General features: G+C 52.1%; 17 protein-coding genes. 10 read left to right on the plus strand and 7 right to left on the minus strand.

Annotated elements, in window-relative coordinates; translation table 11 throughout:
- Positions 1 to 82: 82 nt before the first annotated feature.
- From IE117_RS14915 to IE117_RS14930, 4 genes are all read right to left on the minus strand, one after another.
- The gene (locus IE117_RS14915) at positions 83 to 1,195 is read right to left on the minus strand and encodes a DUF4856 domain-containing protein (protein WP_189565226.1); all 1,113 of its coding nucleotides are present in this window, start codon (positions 1,193 to 1,195) and stop codon (positions 83 to 85) included.
- A gap of 259 nt (positions 1,196 to 1,454) precedes the next feature.
- Positions 1,455 to 1,877 carry a hypothetical protein gene (locus IE117_RS14920; protein WP_189565227.1) on the minus strand — a complete coding sequence of 141 codons (423 nt, stop codon included), beginning with the start codon at positions 1,875 to 1,877 and terminating at the stop codon, positions 1,455 to 1,457.
- 170 nt (positions 1,878 to 2,047) lie between these two features.
- Complete coding sequence (locus tag IE117_RS14925) at positions 2,048 to 2,644, minus strand: hypothetical protein (protein ID WP_189565228.1); 597 nt, start codon at positions 2,642 to 2,644, stop codon at positions 2,048 to 2,050.
- A 155-nt stretch (positions 2,645 to 2,799) separates the two neighbouring features.
- Positions 2,800 to 3,561 (minus strand): SDR family oxidoreductase, encoded by a 762-nt coding sequence (locus IE117_RS14930; protein WP_189565229.1) that lies wholly within the window; start codon positions 3,559 to 3,561, stop codon positions 2,800 to 2,802.
- A gap of 189 nt (positions 3,562 to 3,750) precedes the next feature.
- On the opposite strand from IE117_RS14930, the gene IE117_RS14935 reads away from it, so the two are divergent.
- The gene (locus tag IE117_RS14935; protein WP_189565230.1) at positions 3,751 to 6,831 is read left to right on the plus strand and encodes a PVC-type heme-binding CxxCH protein; all 3,081 of its coding nucleotides are present in this window, start codon (positions 3,751 to 3,753) and stop codon (positions 6,829 to 6,831) included.
- 27 nt (positions 6,832 to 6,858) lie between these two features.
- Here IE117_RS14935 and IE117_RS14940 read toward each other — a convergent pair whose 3' ends face one another.
- Positions 6,859 to 7,680: an ion transporter gene (locus tag IE117_RS14940; RefSeq protein WP_189565231.1), complete on the minus strand. Its 822-nt coding sequence runs from the start codon at positions 7,678 to 7,680 to the stop codon at positions 6,859 to 6,861.
- Between the two features lie 88 nt (positions 7,681 to 7,768).
- Positions 7,769 to 9,409: an amidohydrolase gene (locus IE117_RS14945; protein WP_189565232.1), complete on the minus strand. Its 1,641-nt coding sequence runs from the start codon at positions 9,407 to 9,409 to the stop codon at positions 7,769 to 7,771.
- Positions 9,410 to 9,506: 97 nt separating this feature from the next.
- Here IE117_RS14945 and IE117_RS14950 point away from each other — a divergent pair, with 97 nt between their 5' ends.
- Positions 9,507 to 10,868 carry a TolC family protein gene (locus IE117_RS14950; RefSeq protein WP_189565233.1) on the plus strand — a complete coding sequence of 454 codons (1,362 nt, stop codon included), beginning with the start codon at positions 9,507 to 9,509 and terminating at the stop codon, positions 10,866 to 10,868.
- A gap of 46 nt (positions 10,869 to 10,914) precedes the next feature.
- Here the strand turns inward: IE117_RS14950 and IE117_RS14955 are convergent, their stop codons facing one another.
- Positions 10,915 to 11,277: a hypothetical protein gene (locus IE117_RS14955; RefSeq protein WP_189565234.1), complete on the minus strand. Its 363-nt coding sequence runs from the start codon at positions 11,275 to 11,277 to the stop codon at positions 10,915 to 10,917.
- A gap of 77 nt (positions 11,278 to 11,354) precedes the next feature.
- Between IE117_RS14955 and IE117_RS14960 the strand changes: the two genes are divergently transcribed.
- The 8 genes from IE117_RS14960 to IE117_RS14995 all read left to right on the plus strand — a co-directional run bounded on the left by IE117_RS14960 (position 11,355) and on the right by IE117_RS14995 (position 18,745).
- Positions 11,355 to 12,176 carry a trypsin-like serine peptidase gene (locus IE117_RS14960; protein ID WP_189565235.1) on the plus strand — a complete coding sequence of 274 codons (822 nt, stop codon included), beginning with the start codon at positions 11,355 to 11,357 and terminating at the stop codon, positions 12,174 to 12,176.
- Between the two features lie 21 nt (positions 12,177 to 12,197).
- A complete protein-coding gene (locus IE117_RS14965) occupies positions 12,198 to 12,602 on the plus strand; it encodes a Dabb family protein (protein ID WP_189565236.1) in 405 nt (134 codons plus the stop codon).
- 69 nt (positions 12,603 to 12,671) lie between these two features.
- Positions 12,672 to 13,382: an FHA domain-containing protein gene (locus IE117_RS14970; protein WP_189565237.1), complete on the plus strand. Its 711-nt coding sequence runs from the start codon at positions 12,672 to 12,674 to the stop codon at positions 13,380 to 13,382.
- A 67-nt stretch (positions 13,383 to 13,449) separates the two neighbouring features.
- Positions 13,450 to 14,412: a hypothetical protein gene (locus tag IE117_RS14975; protein WP_189565238.1), complete on the plus strand. Its 963-nt coding sequence runs from the start codon at positions 13,450 to 13,452 to the stop codon at positions 14,410 to 14,412.
- A 56-nt stretch (positions 14,413 to 14,468) separates the two neighbouring features.
- On the plus strand, positions 14,469 to 15,011 hold the full coding sequence (locus IE117_RS14980; protein WP_229580908.1) for an FHA domain-containing protein: 543 nt from the start codon (positions 14,469 to 14,471) through the stop codon (positions 15,009 to 15,011).
- A gap of 47 nt (positions 15,012 to 15,058) precedes the next feature.
- Positions 15,059 to 15,895, plus strand: a complete 837-nt coding sequence (locus IE117_RS14985; protein ID WP_189565240.1) for a PP2C family protein-serine/threonine phosphatase — start codon at positions 15,059 to 15,061, stop codon at positions 15,893 to 15,895.
- Complete coding sequence (locus IE117_RS14990) at positions 15,892 to 16,686, plus strand: caspase family protein (RefSeq protein WP_189565241.1); 795 nt, start codon at positions 15,892 to 15,894, stop codon at positions 16,684 to 16,686. The genes IE117_RS14985 and IE117_RS14990 overlap by 4 nt, the downstream gene beginning before the upstream one ends.
- A 52-nt stretch (positions 16,687 to 16,738) precedes the next feature.
- Positions 16,739 to 18,745 carry an NHL repeat-containing protein gene (locus tag IE117_RS14995; protein WP_189565242.1) on the plus strand — a complete coding sequence of 669 codons (2,007 nt, stop codon included), beginning with the start codon at positions 16,739 to 16,741 and terminating at the stop codon, positions 18,743 to 18,745.
- Positions 18,746 to 18,752 lie beyond the last annotated feature (7 nt).

The raw sequence follows: 18,752 nt of genomic DNA on the forward strand, positions 1-18,752 counted from the left end.
GACCGGATTTGGATTAAACGACTTTGCAGGCTGTGTAAAAAAAAACAGCCTGCAAAGTCATGTCCGAAGGTGAAATCAAGAACTAGGGTTGGAGCTTTCCGTAAGCATCAGTCAGGATAGCCTGAGCTTGCTTCAGTTTGGTATTGCTGGCGTCTTCGGCCAAAGTATAGAAACTGGTGTTGAGAATCGAAACCAGCGTCTGGTAGTTGGCGGCGGTCAGTTTGCTATTGGCCGGACGGTATTTCAAGGCGGCCACGAAACCGGCCCCTTCCGAAAGACCGTGGAATTTTGAATCCAGGGCGGCTTGGGACTGCGGTGCGGTTACGTAATAATAGGCAGCTGCAGCAAGTGTTTTTTCGAGATATTCCTTGATGGTGGCAATCGCCTCATCCCGGGCCGCATAGTCTCTGGCCGAAATGGCTGCACGCCCTTTCCTGAACGCCTCAAAAATTCTTCCACCGGCCTGGATGTATACTCCTCTTTCGCCAAAATAACCGCCGATGGCCAACGGGCGATCCGCCTTGATAGGCTGACTGCGGTAGTTATATGCGGTGTCATAATCGATGGGGATGCCTACGTAGCCAAACGCCAGGTCCCAGTTATGTTCCATCGCCGTGCCCTGTCCTGCCACAACGGTTGTGTTGTTGTCCGAAGGAATTTTATCAAGTATGGAAATAATGTTGTTAAGCACCAGTCCGCCCATGAGTCCTTTGGCAACTACCTGATTGTACTCGACGCCTTTGGCATTGAATAGGCGACTGCCAATGATTCCCGGTGTTCCCTTGGAGGCAGGTTTTTGATTGAATTGGCTAACGTAAACCGTGGAATCGGCCAGAGTTTTGAACAAAACGGCATCGGCTACTTTGCCGGAGAGGTTATAGCTCAGCGCATTCAAATCCTTGGCTTCGTAAGGAATGCCGCTGGCCAGCTCGGCCGTAAAGGCACTATTCGTGTTATTCCAAAGGTAGTTGACGGTGTCAGCGCTCAACACACGTGAATTGCCCCGACCCAGGTAGGTCTGGAATCCTTGCCACATGCTGATGCGTGAGGCGGATTCTTTATACTCCACATTTGTGAAGTCGTAAGTAGAGGGGACGGTATATTGTTCGGGGGCATCCGGATCGATGCCGGTGTTGTCAGTACAGGAGAAAAGAAGCCCGGCCAATGCCAGGGTCAAAAGAGGAGTATTTTTCATAGAATCGTAGGTTGAATAGGTACTTTGTCGAGGCAAAGATATTGAACAATTCTTATTTAGAATTATTAAAAATAAAATTGTCCGAAAATTCTATGATTGATTCAATCTGATCAAACGTGAGTACAATTCACTACTTGATTCTGGCAACTCCCTTGGTAGCAGCAGGCAGACCAATGCTGTTTTGGGGTATCTGAAAGGCTTTACCATTGATGAGATCTACCTCTATGCCCAGCTTACCCCGTTATTCAATGGGGGCTTTTCACAATTTTCGTTTCAGCACGCCTCCCAATAATCCGCCTATCAAAACAAGTCCCACAGAGCCATAGACGCTGAATGCGGCCAGGTCTTTTCTTTCGAATTGGTCCAGCAGTAGGAAATAGCCTGCTAACAATACTATTGCCTGCAATACAGATAGGAGCCAGCCCTTGCGGGGTTCGAGCCAACCCAGGCTAACGCCCGAAAGTACCGCAGCCAGGTAAGGGACATGAATGAGATAGCCTTCTTTGGCTATCAGCAAAACCAGTATTCCACCCAGAATGGCCAGCGGCACATGAAGGAATAGCCGACGATCGAAGAAGGCAGGTTCTGACGGAGATGGTTTGGAAGATTCCACGCGCCGGGAATAGAAAAGCAGAAATGACAGGTAACCTACGTAAGCGATGGTGGTTAGGAGTTCAGGCATTGGACTTTGAGGGGGATATAAAAACTGGATTGTTGACACATTGCATCTTTCGATACCCATTGTCCGAAGGAGGGGGATGTATTACAAAAAGGCCGGAACGCAACGAAGCTTTCCGGCCTTTTTTTCAAAACGGGCTGGAAGCCTTGCGCGGGCCAATCCGTGTTATTCTTTTATTCCTTCGGCGGGTTGATCATGATGTGCGCCCGGTGGGTGCCGGGATCCATGATCCAGGGCATCGCCGGTCCTTCGGGCTTCAAGGGTAGGCCGGTGCTCTCGGCGGTAGCGTAAGGAATGTACACCACATAGCGCAGATAGCCATCCTTCATTTCGCCCTTGCTGGCGTCGTAGTCCTCGTCTTTTCCGGAATACACGAAGAGTGTGGCAGGAGCCTCGGGCATTTTCAGTTTGCCGGATTTCACTTCTTCTTCCCGCATATCGAAAACTTCCTTGGACGACCTTTTCTCCGTTTTCATCTCGCGGCCCCGCGCCATGAAAGGTTCAAGACTGGTATGGTAGCAGGACACGTTAATGCCCTTGCTACCTGGATCGTCGGCCAGACAGATAAGATCGTTGGTACCCTCGCGAAGTACCTTAAACTGGCCATCGGTTCCGTAACCGTACACTTTGGCACCGTCGCGCTTGTCGCTGGGGGCAGCGAGCATGGCGGTTTTGATTTGAACGTCCGCGCTGGGCACGGGCGAAGTCTGGGCCTGAACGGCTGGTATGGCCAGGCAAGCCATAAGTGAGGTAAGCAGTACTTTATTCATGGTTTTGGGTTGTAGGCGATTGACTGTTAGTTTATTATACTCAATGTAAACAGGTGGATCATAATAATGATCTTTTAAAGATAGTTAAAAAGCCCAATTCCTGTGAAGAGAGAAGGTGACATTCCGTCAATTACCCGATCAATCCTTCACTTATCCTAAAAACCATTCACAATAAACCCACCATCCACCCCGAGACATTGTCCGCTGATGTAGCTGGCGGCGGGCAGACTGAGAAACAGCACCGCGGCGGCTACCTCCTCGGGTTGTCCGAGCCGCTGCATGGGTGTGCGGGCCAGAATGCCTTTGAGTTTTTCAGCGTCGGCCAGCACTGTTTCGATGAGGGGCGTTTCAATGTACCAGGGGGCAATGCAATTGACCCGGATGCCGTCCATTGCCCACTCCACGGCCAAGTTGCGGGTGAGTTGAGTGAGGGCGGCTTTGGTCATGCCGTAGATCGAGCCACTACTGATGTGCGTCAGAGCCGATACTGAACTCATGTTGACAATGCAGCCCCGACTGGCTTTGAGTAGCGGGTAAACCGCCCGGCTCAGCTCGAAGACCGAACGCAGATTCACCTGCATGATGTGATCATATTCATCGTCGGAATAAGCCATCGTGGGTTTGCGAATATTCATACCGGCATTATTGACCAGAACATCCAGGCTGCCCCAGGTTCGCTGCACGTGCTCGGTGATTTTGGCAGCTACTTTGGGTTCGGCCATGTCGAATGCCCGGCCGACAATGGAAAGGCCTTTTTCGGCGGCTTTAGTCGACATTCTACTGATGTCTGCTTCGCTACGCGCCAGCACCATCACATCGGCTCCTGCCTCAGCCATCAATAGGGCGCAGGCTTCCCCGATTCCCTTGGTGCCACCCGTGATAAGAACTTTCTTTCCTTCGAGATTCCAGTTTTTCATTTAAAAAAGTAGAGGTAGTTAAGATAAAAGGCAGAATGCCAGATTGGCATTTCGCCTAAACCTAAAATTAATTTCATAAAAAATGGAGAAAACCACGCTTTTTTTGCTTTTATACCAGAACGTTCTTTAAGCAAAGGATGACATTTGCAAAAAAAATAGTCTGTTTGACAGATTTAACCTGACCGATCGATGAAATTTCCTAAATCTTTTTCCTTCATTGCTTTAAGTGTAGTGGCACTCGGGTTTTTGGTGGCCTCTTACCAAAATACCAATCCCAGCCGCATGGGTGGACCAGCGCTCGATACTCTGTACAAAGACCTGACCGACGCGCAAAAACGTTCGCCCAGGTACGCCGTGGCGGGGCTGACCGTCGCCGAAGGGCTTGAAGCCAATCTCTTCGCTTCGGAGCCGACGATTACCAACCCCACCAATATCGATGTGGACCACCGGGGCCGCGTGTGGGTTTGCGAAGCCTACAACTACCGCCCCGCTATCAACGGAAACCCAACTAAGCAGGAAGGGGACCGTATCGTGATTCTGGAAGATACCGACGGCGACGGGAAGTCGGATGTGAGTAAGGTTTTCTACCAGGGGGCGGAAGTAAATGCACCGCTGGGCATTTTGGTGATGGGCAATAAAGTATTGGTGTCGCAAAGCCCCTACGTGTGGCTGTTCACCGATACGGATGGCGACGACAAGGCCGACAAGAAGGAAATTATTTTTGAGGGTATCGAAGGCGAACAGCACGACCACGGGATGCACGCCTTTGTCTTCGGGCCGGATGGCAAGCTGTACTTCAATTTCGGGAATGCGGGCGGCCAGCTGCTCGACGGGAAGGGCAAGCCTGTGGTGGGAAAAGACGGCAAGCCCCTGGATTTCAAAAAAAATCAGGAGGGGATGGTCTTTCGCTGCGATCCTGACTTCACCAATGCCGAGATTCTGGGCAACAATTTCCGGAACAATTTCGAGGTGGCCATCGACAGCTACGGTACCATGTGGCAGTCGGACAACGACGACGACGGCAACCGGGGTGTCCGGATCAACTACGTAATGCCCTACGGCAACTACGGCTATAAGGACGAAATTACGAAGGCTGGCTGGCGGGCCAACCGCACCAATATGGAAGACTCCATTCCCCTGCGACACTGGCACCTGAACGACCCCGGCGTAGTACCTAATCTGCTGCAAACGGGCGCGGGTTCGCCCACGGGTATGATAATCTACGAAGGAAGGATGCTGCCCAAAGGATTTCAGGATCAAATGATCCATTGTGATGCAGGGCCTAACGTAGTGCGTTCATACGTCGTCGCAAAGGACGGGGCAGGCTACACGGCCAAAATCGAAAATGTACTGGAAGGGAAGCGCGACCAGTGGTTCCGACCATCGGATGTATGCGTGGCGCCCGACGGCTCGCTGATCGTGGCCGACTGGTACGATCCCGGCGTGGGCGGACACCAGGCTGGCGACCAGAAGCGGGGGCGTATCTTCCGCGTGGCTCCCGCCGACACGCCCTACCGCATCCCGACGGTAGATGTTACCAACCCCGAGGGTGCATTGGAAGCTCTGCAAAATCCCAACATGTCGGTGCGCTACCTCGCCTGGAACGCTTTAAAAAAGATGGATGACAAGGCTGGCTCGCAATTGAGTAAACTCTTCAATGACGAAAGCGCCAACCCCCGCATGCGGGCGCGGGCTTTGTGGTTGCTGAGCAAGATCGAAGGGCAGTCTTCCCCAAGCCTGGAAAAAGCACTGAAAGACTTCAACCCCGACCTACGCATCACGGCCCTGCGGGCCACACTCGAACTTCCCGGCGACCACATATTTGTTATTTCCCAACTAGCTGACGACCCCGATCCGCAGGTACGCCGCGAATGCGCGTTGGCTTTACACGATAACAAATCAGAAAAAGCCGCCGAAGTCTGGGCGGAACTTGCAAGTCAGTATGACGGCAAGGATCGCTGGTACCTCGAGGCGCTCGGTATCGGAGCGGCGGGCCAATGGGATCGGTTCTTCGATGCCTGGCTGAAAGGGGCAGGGGAGTCTCCACTGGCCAATGCGGCCGGAAAAGACATCGTGTGGCGGGCCCGCACCGCCGAGGCTGTCCCGCTGCTGGCCTCGCTGGCGGGCGATCCGTCGCTGGATTTGAAGAGCCGACTAAGGTACTTTCGGGCCTTCGATTTCAATCCCGGCGGGAAGGAGAAATCGGAAGCCCTGCTCAAAATCATGGAAGGCAATGGGGCTGACCAAATCGAAATTAACAAATTGGTACTACGCCACCTCGATCCTGATTTTGTAAAAAAGATGCCCAGGGCGATGGCCGCTTTGCAAAACCTGCTGGACGCGACCTACGGCACCCCGGAATACATTGAAATGGTCGATCGCTACGGAGTAGCTACCGAAAACAAGCGATTGCTCGAACTGGCCACTTCCAAACCCTACGACGCCGTTGGCCGGGATGCGGGTCGAATTTTGCTGGCGCAGGGAGGTGCTCCCATGATCTGGAATCTGCTTAAAGGTTCCGACAACCGGAAAGCCGGGGCGGCCCTGGCTTCCATTCGCAGCGTGGGTAGCAAAGAGTCCTTGACTATCCTGCGTACCGTGGCTCTGGATGACAAGCAACCCATGCCCCTGCGTCGGGAAGCGGCGCGTGCCATCGGGGGCAGTCAGGACGGCGAAGACATGGTTCTTGGTCTTTTGAAAGAGAACAAACTGACGGGCGACCTCAAAGCGGCCGGGGTGCAGAGCGTAAGTGGTGCCTGGCGCAAATCGGTACGGGCCGAAGCGGCCAAGTACCTCGATGGTGGTACGGCCAATGTTCGGAAACACCCGCCTGTGACCGAACTTGCCCAAATGAAAGGTGATGCTGTCAAAGGCAAGGAAACCTTCAAAATGTACTGCGCGACCTGCCACCAAATCAATGGTGAAGGCGCAGACTTTGGTCCAAAGCTCTCCGAGATTGGCAGCAAACTCCCCAAGGAAGGCGAGTACCTGGCCATTTACTACCCCAGCGCGGGTATCAGCTTTGGTTATGAAGGGTGGGAAGTGAAATTTAAAGATGGGTCTTCCGTAACAGGCATCGTGTCCAGCAAGACCGAGACCGATCTTATTATGAAATTCCCTGGCGGCACCACGCAGGAATACAAAATGGCCAACGTCAAATCAATGAAGCAACTGGACGAATCCATGATGCCTTCCGGCCTGCAGGATGCTATGAGTACCGCAGAACTGACCGGGCTGGTAGAGTACCTAAGCTCATTGAAGAGGAAGTAAGTGCGGTAAAGACCCGGAGCGACAAAGCTAAACCTTCACCTCCTCACCACAATGTGGGCATTTGGTCGTTTTGGCGGCGCGTTGGGTCCGTTTGGTCTCGTTGATTTGCTCGATAAATCCTGAGGCCAGAATGCCCGTTGGCAAGCTGAAGAGGGCCACACCCAGGATGGAGATAAAGCCGCCGAAGACTTTCCCCAGCGCAGTAACTGGTACCATATCGCCGTAGCCCAGGGTCGTCATCGTCACCACTCCCCACCAGATGGAGGTCGGGATGCTGGTGAACACCTCGGGTTGAGCCGGGTGCTCGATGTAGTAGATAATGCTGGAAGCGATCAACATCGCGAAGAGCAGAAATGCGTAGCTCAGAATCAGTTCTTCCTTCGTGTAGCGTACCGCCGTTTTGATCATGTTCAGGGCGCGTGAGTACTTCGTAACCCGGTACAGGCGTACCAGGCGCAAAATGCGCAGCATCCTTATCAGGCCAAAGTCGGCATAGAAAAAAGTGAGGAAAAAGGGCAGAATCGCAAAGAGATCCACCAGCGCCCAGCCCGAGAATATGAATTTTAAGCGCCCCCAAAACGGATGCTGGTACTCCGAACTCTCTACACTTGCCCACACCCGCAGCACATACTCCACCGTAAAAACAAGTACCGAAAAAATCTCAAAATCAATAAACAGTTGCCCCAGACTGGGGTGTTCGCGGATTTCCGGCACCGAGTGCAAAATGATCGCCAGTGAATTGAGTGCGATCAGCCCGATAATGAAAAGGTTGACCATCAGGGAAAAACCTTTCTTTCCCTTGGTACTGATCGTGAGGATGTAATGGACTTTTTTGCGAAAAGTGGGCATAGATTACCGAAGCGCTATTGTGCTTGTTTAGTAAACATTTGATTCCTGAAAATTTTACTTCAAATCAACGCATCAACATTACACCTGCTTACCTGTACAAAGTCTCTCCTCCCAGAACCGTCCGCACTACCTTCACCGCCCTGATTTCTGTCAGAGGAATCTTCATGATGTCTTTTTGCAGAATCACGAAATCGGCGAATTTGCCGGGCTCGATACTGCCGCGCGTTTTTTCTTCAAAATTGGCCTTTGCCGCCCATAGGGTGATACCGCGCAGGGCCTCCTCACGGCTCAGGGAGTTTTCCATTTGGAAGCCGCCGTCAGGGTAGTTCTTGTCGTCGGTGCGGGCCACGGCGGAGTGGAAGCCAAAGAGTGGGTTGACGGCCTCCACGGGGAAGTCACTTCCAAGGGGGATATAGCCATTTTCCTGCATTAGATCCTTGAAGGCATAAGCGGTTTTGATGCGCTCCGGGCCGAGGCGTTCATCTGCCCAGTACATGTCGGAAGTGGCATGGGTAGGCTGCACAGAGGGAATGACGGAATACTTGCCAAATTTGGGAACGTCCGCTGTCGAGACAATTTGGGCGTGCTCGACGCGCCAGCGGCGATCGTTAGGACCTTTGAGGTACTTTCCGTACAGGTCCAGCACCAGCCGGTTGGCGGAGTCGCCGATGCAGTGGGTATTGGCCTGAAACTCGCTATCGGCGATGCGGGCAAAGTACCCGTCCATCGTGGCCGCCGGGGTGAGCAGGAAGCCCGTCGAAGCATCGTCGGCGTAGGGCTGGAGCAGGCAGGCCCCGCGCGAACCCAGCGCCCCATCGGCGTAGATTTTGAACGAACGCACCGTCAGGCGGTCGCTCTGATACGGTCCTTTGGGCAGGTAGTAATCCAGGTTTTCGGGACTGACGCTTATCATAGCGTAATCCCGGATTTTGAGCGAGCCACTTTTGTGCATTTCATCGATCATCTCAATGTCAGGCCGGCTGAGTCCGGCATCGGAGACAGTCGTCAGGCCCAGCGCCAGGCACGCTTTTTCGGCGGCTTTCAGCATTTGACGCTTCTCATCCGGTGTCGCAGACGGAATCACCCGACCTACTAATCTCTGGGCATTGTCTACCAATATTCCCGTCGGTTGGCCATTTTTCAGTTGTACCAGCCCCCCCTCTGCTTTGCTTGTCGCATTGACCCCGGCCAGTTGCAAAGCTTTGGAGTTGACCAACGCCGCATGACCGTCGATGCGGGTGAGATACACCGGAATGTCGGGAAATGCCTCATCCAGCAAAGATTTATCGGGAAACCTTTTATCGTCCCAGTCGTTCTGGTCCCAACCACGGCCGATGAGCCATTCCCGATCAGGATGTTCACTACGGAAAGCTTTGAGCCGCTCCACGATTTCGGCGTAAGAGCTGGTGGCGACCAGGTCGGCGGAGTTCAGTTTGCCGCCTAATCCCATGAAGTGACTGTGGGGATCATACAGACCGGGAAAAACCGACTGACCGCCCGCATCTATAACGGAGTCAGCCTCGTACTTATTCATGATGTCGTCATTGCTGCCGATTGCCACGAATTTTCCATCTTTTACTGCAAAGGCTTCATGCGTTGAAAAAACCGAATCGACACTGTACACCACACCATTGTGTAGGATCAGGTCCACCCGGTCTTTGGTCTGGCATTGCCAAAGAAAAATGGGGATTATAAGGCAAAGGAATTTGAAAATTCGGGGCTTGCGCATGAGGCGAGAAAAGTTAGGAGGTAATTTGTCGGAACAATTAAGTATTCTTGTGAAGCGAAAGTTAAAATAATCCCGGAATACCCACAAAACCAAATTCATGTCGTCGAAAGAAGCTACTCGATTCAATGTCAGGTTCAGAATTTACATCATCCTGACCCTGCTGCTTGGCCCCACCATCCCAACTGTTTTTGCGCAGAATACCCTTACGCTGGAAGAGGCCATCGGCATTGCCCTGGAAAAGAATTATGCAATCAGGATTTCGGAAAAGCGAATCAAGATTGCAGAGAATGACAACTCGCTGGGAAATGCGGGATTTCTGCCATCGGTGACGGCATCGTCTCAGAAAAACTACACGTCAAGCCACCTCCGGCAGGAATTCTTCAACGCCCTGCAGGACCCGATAGACCGTTCGGGAGTCAACAACAACAACTCCAATAGCGGAGTCTCGCTTAACTGGACGATTTTCGACGGTTTGGGCATGTTTGTAGCTCAGGACAGGCTGGAAGAGCTGGAACGGGCCGGACGCACCAACGCGAAGATCACCATTGAAAACACGGTGGCCGATATCAGCTCTGCATACTACGAAATCATCCGGCAGTACCAGCGGGTGCGGGCACTTCGCAACGCACTTGACATATCAAATGATCGCCTCGAGTTGGCGAAGGCATTTTATGAAGTAGGTACGGGTTCGAAGGTGGATTTTATCAATGCGCAGGTAGATTACAACGGGGACACTGCGGCCTATATCGCGCAGGAACAAACGCTGCGCAACGCCAAGATCGACCTGAACGCACTTTTGGCCAGAGAGGCCACGCAGGATTTCGAGGTGTCAGACACGACGATCACACGCCGGGATATTTCAATAGACGATCTTCGCCAAAGCCTGCTGGCCCAAAATCCAAACCTCGTGTTTGCGGCTCAGCAGCGCCGCCTGGCCGAACTGGACATCAAAGCTCTTTCGGCGCAGCAGTACCCACAGGTGGATTTGCTGGGCGGATTTGCCTATACCACTTCCAACAACCAGGCTGGCTTTGGCTTGAAAAAAGGCCGAAACGATATTTGGAGTTACGGGGCGCGGGTGTCGGTTAATGTCTTCGACGGCTTCAACCAGCGCCGAAGAATCCAGAACGCCAAGATCAATTCCCTGATCGTTGAAGACCAGGAGTCTGACATAAGGAACCAGCTTCTGGCGGCTTTCGACCGGAGCGTGCTGAGCTACCGAAACAGTCTGCAACTTGTTGCACTGGAAGAAGCCAATACGAAGCTGGCCCGCCAGAATGTCGAAATCGCCTTTGAGCGCTATCGGGTGGGCAACTCGACATCCTACGAATTCCGGGAGGTACAGCGCAATACCGTCGCCGCCGAAACCCGCCTGATCGAGGCGGAATACAATGCGAAGCTGGCGGAAATAGAACTACTCAGGCTGAGTGGAGGAGTGTTGGGAGAGAGGAGCCTTTAAAGCGGGTAGCCAAGTGCCTAGGTACTTGGCCACCCCGGGAATTGCTTTATTCCGTCAACTTTCTGAACAGCCCTTTCTTCCCGGCGAGTTGGTTCAGTTTTTCGATCTGGCGGTCAGTCAGAATGTTTAGTAAATCTTCGGCTTTCTCCTTCTGCAGGTTCCGCTTCTGACCGAATTGCAGCGTGCCGATTTTATCGCTCTGCTTACCGTAGCGCTTCTCGATTTTGGCGATACGGCGCTGCTGGCGACGGCTGAGGTCAAGCTGCTCGGCGTATTGGGCCATGTATTTGTCGAGCTGGCGTTCATTAAACTCGACTTCAACCTCTTGATTAGCAGGCACGCTGGTCTGAGCGCAACTAGCTAAAAACAACCCGAAAAGGACGAGGGGAAACAAATTTTTTTTTGACATGGTACGGTATTTGGGCTAAATTGGTTTGAACCTTAACGCGAAAACCACCGTTTCGGTATTTCGCAAAATTGCCCATTATGTCACGCAACCGAGTCGCTAATGCCGAAATTGCGCCCTACGAATCTATTTGTCTGATTGAAATGTACCGGGTAGGCGAAAATGACGAGCCCGTCACCTTTGTCAACCGCTCCACCGGATTTCTCATCGCCCCGAACGTCATCGTGACCGCCGGGCATTCACTTGATGAACAGGATACGCACATTGAAAGGCTTAAGATATACCCACATCAGAATTCCCGGATAAAGTCACAGGATGTCCTGGAAATAAAGCTGCCTGATTTCCAGATTCGTAAAGTGCCCGCCTACAACAACCCTTATTGTTTCGTCAAGGACGACTTTGGAATTATTTTTCTGAAAAAACCGGAACTTCCCAACTGGACGAAGCAGTACTTTAAGTGGGAAAGATCGTTTTACGAGACCCTATCCCTGGCTGAGGAGCAACCCATTCGCATCGCTGGCTACCCCATCGACCGTCCCGATTTCGAGATGTGGGAAGAGTCGGGCGGCATAGTGCAGATTACCGATCGCTGTCTGTTGCATCCCTTTACCACAACCAAGCGTAACAGCGGGTCGCCCGTCTGGACAATGATCGGAGGAGAGCCTCGTATTGTCGGAATCCATGTGTCCGGCAATGCCGCTTCCTGCGGTGCTTTGCCCGAAAACCGGCCCTTCGGTAGTGCAGTGTTGATCACAGAGCGGGTTTTTGGGATGATCGAGGAATGGGTGCAGCAGGAGCAATCCGCAGTGGAAAAATTCTCACATTCCGAACCGTCCGCTCAGGGCAATGGTAGTACTGATTTTATTCCCCAAAAAACGACATCCGGCGCCTTGGTGTCCTAGCTTTATTGTTAACTGACCACGATGAGCACAACTCCCAGAAGAAATTTTCTGAAAAAAGCCGGGCTAGCTGCTCTCGGAACTTCCCATGTTCTGGCCGAACCGACAAGAAAAAAAGAGCTCTTCGTCCACCATGTCTTTTTCTACCTGAAAGACCCCAACAGTGCGCAGGACGAGGCCAAACTACTTCAAGGCTTGGAGAAACTGGCCAAAATACCTGCCGTAAAGCTGTCTCACATAGGCCGACCCGCCCGCACCAGTGGCGATGCTATCAAAAAAGACTACTCGGTATCGTGGCTGTGCTTTTTCAAGAATCTTATCGAAGAAGAAATCTATCAGACCGATCCGGTGCACCTGGCCTTTCTGGACGAGTGCGGGCCCCTTTTAGAAAAAATGGTGGTGTATGACGCGTTGGGACAGAAGGGGTAATACGTGAACGGTATTTTGAACTTCGGGGATTTGGTGTAATTTGCTACACCAATTCCTCACCACCTAGTAATGAGTTCAGTCACCACGATTCCCGAGATTCAGACCATCACCCTGGGACGCGACAAAACCAATACCGTTGTCCTTGACTATCCAAAAATCAGCCGCAGCCACGCCAGGTTACTTGTCTGTTCGCCCACGAGTTTTATCCTGGAAGACAACGGTAGCAAGCATGGTACTTTTTTCGCTGACACAGAAACAAGCAAGGTGCAGATTGCACGCAAACTGGTGGATCTGGAAGATGAGATTTGGTTGGCCGAATACCAATTCAAATTAAAAGAGTTATTGCCCGATGCGGGTAACAGCCCCGCCGAAAAGATTCTTCCCAAAAAAGATCCGCTGGATTTTACGGAAGAATTTGCGCTCCTGCAAAAAGTATACGATGAGTATCCGTTGCTTCGAAAAAACTGCCGCAACCGCGAAAAGATGATACGTCTATGGAGCGTTGTGGGCGGTTCGGTGATCGGCATCACCACCGTGGCGACAGCGGGTACTTTTGGTTTCCTGGCCATGCTTTCAAGTGCAGGAATGAGCATCCTGATTCCCACCCTCTCCTCTCATTTGCTGTCTACCGACGAAAAACTGGAACTCCTCGAAAAGGAATACCGGCAACGCTACCGTTGCCCCAATCCCGTGTGCCGGGAGCCTTTTGGCAACCGGGAATACGAGATGCTGGAGCGGCAGAAAAAGTGCCAACGCTGCCAAGCAGTCTGGGTCGAATAATTTTCTTAATATTTGACTTACCTTTCTTCTCCTTTTTTGATAAACATCAAAACAACGTACTTCCCTCATGACCAATACCTCACCTTCCGATCAGGAAATGACTGACGTTTTCGGCCGTTTCTCTTCTCCGCTGCCTCCCTTGCCTCAACCCGCCGACGACAAAATCAAAATCAGCGGCCGAAAAAAAGCGGCGCTTGCTACGGCGGCAGTGCTGCTGGGCGGTGGTGCCGTTTTTGCGGCGGTGAATGCCGGTCTGCTCGATGATCCCCTTGGAAAAAATATGGATGAGCCAGAGGATTCGACTCCGGTTGAACCTACCGGAGTCGAATCCGAAGTAATGACACCCTTGCAGCACGATACCAGCTCAGTCGTACAGAATGGTACCATCACACCCGGGGAAAACATCGACATCGCTACCGAGGTAAACGAAGAGATGTCTTTTGGGCAGGCATTTGCCGCTGCCCGTGAAGATGTGGGGCCCGGTGGAATATTCTCCTGGCACGGTGAGGTGTACAATACCTATTATGCGGAAGAGTGGAAGGGGTTATCGTTGGCCCAGCGGCAGGCGTTTTTGAAAGATGTCGGGTTTCGGCCCGACGGCCGGGATGTAGCTCAGGGGCCGACCGGAATGGATGAGCCAGACATTTACGAATTTGTCATCGACGGGCGAACAGCCATCGGCATCGACGAGGATCACGACGGTGTGGCCGACGCAGTCGTATTTCTGGACGAGGACACCAATGATTTAATCGCCTATTTGGATATGGGAGGCGACGACCGGCTCGATTCTGTGTATCGTTATGACACGGCTTCCGAGCAGGTCGTCGGGATGTACACCATTGAGGAACCTTTTCTGGTCGATGTCCACCGATTGGAGGAATGGAGTAGCGCCGCCTATGAGCCATCAAACTCCAATCCTTATCTGGCAGTCAGCGATGAGAAAAACTTCGAAGACGACAGCTTTAACAACGACGACTACACCACCGACAGTGGCTATGTGAACGATGCGGAAATGCCGGAAATGGACTGATGGCAAATTTCAAAAATGCTCTTATACCATGCCAAAAGTGCGGCAGAAGCATCGCGGTGAAATCTCGTGACTACGAAAACGGCGCGATTCAGTGTACTCATTTGGGGTGCGGGCAGATCAATCAGCTCACCCTGCCCTATTACGATGAACGCATTCTGGAAGGCCTGCCGGAATTCGGCCGCTTGGTATATCAGGCAGACCCCACCCGGGTTTTCCCGCTTCGGTTGGGTGCCAATGTAGTGGGGCATTCATCCACCTGTGACGTATCGGTTGAGCGACTGGTGCACGGAGACAAATGCTACATTAGCCGGCGACATTGCACGATCGAGGTTATTTTTGATAAATGGAAGGGTAGATTTCGCTACCAGCTCCGGGACGGCGCTTCCGATATAAATTCACACCATTATAAAAGCAGTTTGAACGGTACCTTGCTCAACGGGTACCTGCTTCAGAACGGCGAAAAAATTGACATTGGCGATCAGGGCTTGGTTGGTTTGGGAGGTAAAGATTTTTTTCGTCTCGAAACTTTCCGAATCCCACCCCGGATGCTGGAAAGCTATCTGATGCTGAAACCCCTGGAACCGGACGAAACGCAATAGCCTTTTCCTTATTTTTTAAATTTGAGCATAGCTTAATTGTTGGTATTTTGACAATCACCCTAGAAAAACCAATCACTTTCTCACTGGTGGGCCAACGTGCCAACAATGAAGATTTCGTGCTTCAGGTGAATGAGCAGAGCCGCCTGTTTATTGTCTGCGACGGAATCGGGGGCTGGGATCGGGGCGAGGTCGCCAGCCAGTTGGTGGGAGAATCCGTAGCAAGGTACTTCCAGCAGCATCCTCAGGAGGATTTGCGTGAAGAGTATTTGGCTGCCGCCCTGAGCAGCGCCTATCTGGCATTGGCCGGATATCTGCAACATAATCCGCTGGTGAACAAGCTGGGCACTACCTTGGCTTTGCTCTACCTGCACGGACGGGGCGCCACCGTGGTTCATGTCGGCGACAGCCGGGTTTATCATCTCCGTGCGGGCCAGGTTTTGTTCCAAACCCAGGATCATAAGTACGTGCGGGAACTGGTGGCCGATGGAATCATAACCGAGGCTCAGGCACTCACCCATCCGCGTCGCAACACACTGAGCCGGTCGGTAGGGGCGGAGTCAGGACAGCCTTTGCCCAAAATGGATAAGCCGGACATCACGCATCTTACTGACATTCGGGCGGGCGATTGCTTTTTTCTCTGTACTGATGGCGTTCTGGAACAGATCGATCCCCGTACTCTGGAAGTAGTTTTTACCCAAAATATTTCTCCGGCAGAAAAGGTGGATCAGATACTGCTTCGCTGCCAGGACAAAACCCGGGATAATTATTCCGGCTGTCTGGTAGCGGTGAAATCAGTGGAGGGCGCAGGTAGTGGCCAGTCACACGAACTGTTTTCAAGGACCTTGCAAAACAACATCTTAACGCAACTACGAAATATGGAATGAACGAGGCTGGCAATAAGCTGATTTTCCGGGTATTTACTATTCTTTGGGTTGTTTTCCTGGGCTGTCGGTCGGCCGAGGCGAAAACAACCTACGCCGTCATTGTGGGTATTGCCGACTACAAATTTTCCGACTACCGAAGCGGAGATCTTCGCTACGCCGACCACGATGCCCGCCGCTTCGGTGCCTTCCTGCAAAGTACCGCCGGAGGCAGCGTACCCGCGCAGAATATTGTCCTTCTGAACAACCGGAACGCCACCAAAACCGCGATCGTGCAGGCCATGCGGCTTTTTCGAAAAGCTACGCCCCAGGATCGCGTAATCTTTTATTTTTCCGGTCACGGTATGAAGGGCGGTTTTTTGCCTTATGATGTAAGCACCAAGCATACCAGTACGATCCTCACGCATCGGGAGGTAAAAGCAAGTTTCAAGGAGTCGGCAGCGGCCACCAAACTGTGCATTGCCGATGCCTGTCTGTCAGGTAGCATGACCACCCGGGAAGCATGGAACGCACCTGCTTCCCGTGAGCCCTCTGACTCCAACGTGGTGCTGATGCTTTCTTCCCGTTCCACGCAGAGTTCGGTGGAGAGTGGCACCCGGCGGGGCGGCGTGTTCACCTACTTTCTACTTAGCGGCCTGAATGGTAAGGCGGACAATAATCGAAACCATGTCGTCACGATCAAAGAGCTTTACGACTACCTCGCTCCCCGGATTCGGCGGGAGACGCCTAACCACCAATCTCCGCTTTTTTACGGGAAATTCTCTGACGATTTGACTATGAGTACACTGCGATAATTATTTTATTAGTTTTGTGAAAAACTAAGGAATCGAGTCACAAAACCACACTATGAAGAAATATTTACATTGTCGGCTTTCTCCTTTGATTTTTTGTCTCTTCCTGCTCGGGTCACTGGGCTGGTTGCTAAGTTGTAAGTGGGAAGACCCCACACTCAAAAGTTTAAAGACATGCGTATTGCCCACCGCTGCCACCACGGTTGGCGTAAAGAATACCACGTACACCTACGCCTTGGTAACCTCAGCCCCGGCCGATATCAAGGGTGTGACTTGGAAAGTTCAGCAGGGCAACACGGTTCTGAAACAAACCGAGCGCAGCGACACTACGGCTTTTAGTCATACTTACGCAGTTTCAGGTACCTATACGGTCAATGCGGAGATAGAAATGGTGTGCGGGGATAAAAGTACGCTCACTATCACCACTTCCACCACGGTGAAGACCTGCGTCCTGCCGTCAGCAATCACGGTTGTAAGTTCCGTCAATGACACCTATCGTTATAAGCTCCTTACCTCCGCTCCGGCTGATGTGAAATCCGTTGCCTGGAAGGTAACCAACGGAACTACCGTACTGGCCCAACAGTCGCGCACCGATACCACGGCATTCAGTTATGCTTTTACCACTGCCGGAACCTACACCGTAACGGCGGAGATTGAGTCGGTTTGCGGTGACAAGATAACTCAGACCACCAACACTACCTTTGATCCCGGTATTTCAGCTTCAGCCCGCTTCACTGCCTGGAAATTGGGTAGCTCCGGCAACGACATCGGGAGAGGCGTGGCCGTCGATGCGGCCAGTAATGTTTACGTGGTAGGTACCTACACCTCTTCTTTTTCTTTTGGCCCCACGGGAATGGGCGTTGATGGATTCAACGACATTTTTATTGCAAAATACAACAGCAAGGGGGATGGGTTATGGATACAGCGCATTACAGGTAATGAAACAGAGGAGGTGAAGGACATAGCCATCGACGCCAACGGTGATGTGTATGTGGCAGGCGAGGTGAGTTCGAACGCGGGGTACTTTGCCAATCCCAACGATGTGCGGCTGGGAGTCATTTCCCGAAAGCCGGTAAAGGGGAAAAGCGACGCCTTTCTGGCAAAATACAATCGGGACGGCGAGTTGATATGGTTCAGAAATTACGGAGGGGGCAATCCAGAGTCTGCCACATCTATTGTGTTACACCCGTCTGGAATTTATATGACCGGAATCTTCGGTGCGGCTAATACCATCCTTGGATCGGTGACGTTGGCAGGATTGGGGGTAGAAGGTAAGTTCGAGATGTTTCTGGCCAAGCTGAATTACAGTGGCGATGTCCTTTGGGCGGTGTCCAGCGGAGGCTTCGAAAGCGACTACGCCAGCAATGTGGCGGTAGATCCCGACGGCAATGTATACATGTTGGGAAGTTACCAGTCCCCTGGTACTTTTCGCTCTGCCTCGGGGGCCTCAGACAACAAGTCATCGAATGTGACGCCCGATATTTTTATCGCCAAATACGACTCTTTCGGCAATTTGCAAAGGTTTCACCAAGGTAATTCAGGGACGTTTGTTTATGGTAATGCTTTGGCAATCAACAATGGTGCCCTGTACGCCACCGGAATGGTGGGCGGTAACAAATACGGATCGACCTCAGTCAATTATCGGGGAGGCGAGGGGGATATCTTCCTGGCTAGGTACAACCTCAATACCCTGGATATGGAATGGATACGGACGGCCGGTAGTCCGGGTTTTGATGCAGGAAACAAAATTGTCTTCGACAAAGCGGGCAATATTTACATGGCTGGATTGCTGAGCGACAATTGCCAGTTTGGAAGTACCACTATCCGCTCGGCCGGCGACACCGATGGATTTTTGGCGCAGTACGACCCCAACGGCAACTTCCGGTTTGCCAAAGCGATTGGCAGTACTTCGGAAGATGGTTTTAATTCCCTTGCAATGAATAGCACCGGTACACTTATCTTTATGGTTGGTTATTCTGCCGGGAGTATAAATTTGAACGGGACCACCACATTGCCCGCAATGGGTGGTTTGGATGTTTTGATTACCAGGTACCCTGATTAACTAGAAA

The organism is Persicitalea jodogahamensis (assembly GCF_014651615.1).
Classification (GTDB): domain Bacteria; phylum Bacteroidota; class Bacteroidia; order Cytophagales; family Spirosomataceae; genus Persicitalea; species Persicitalea jodogahamensis.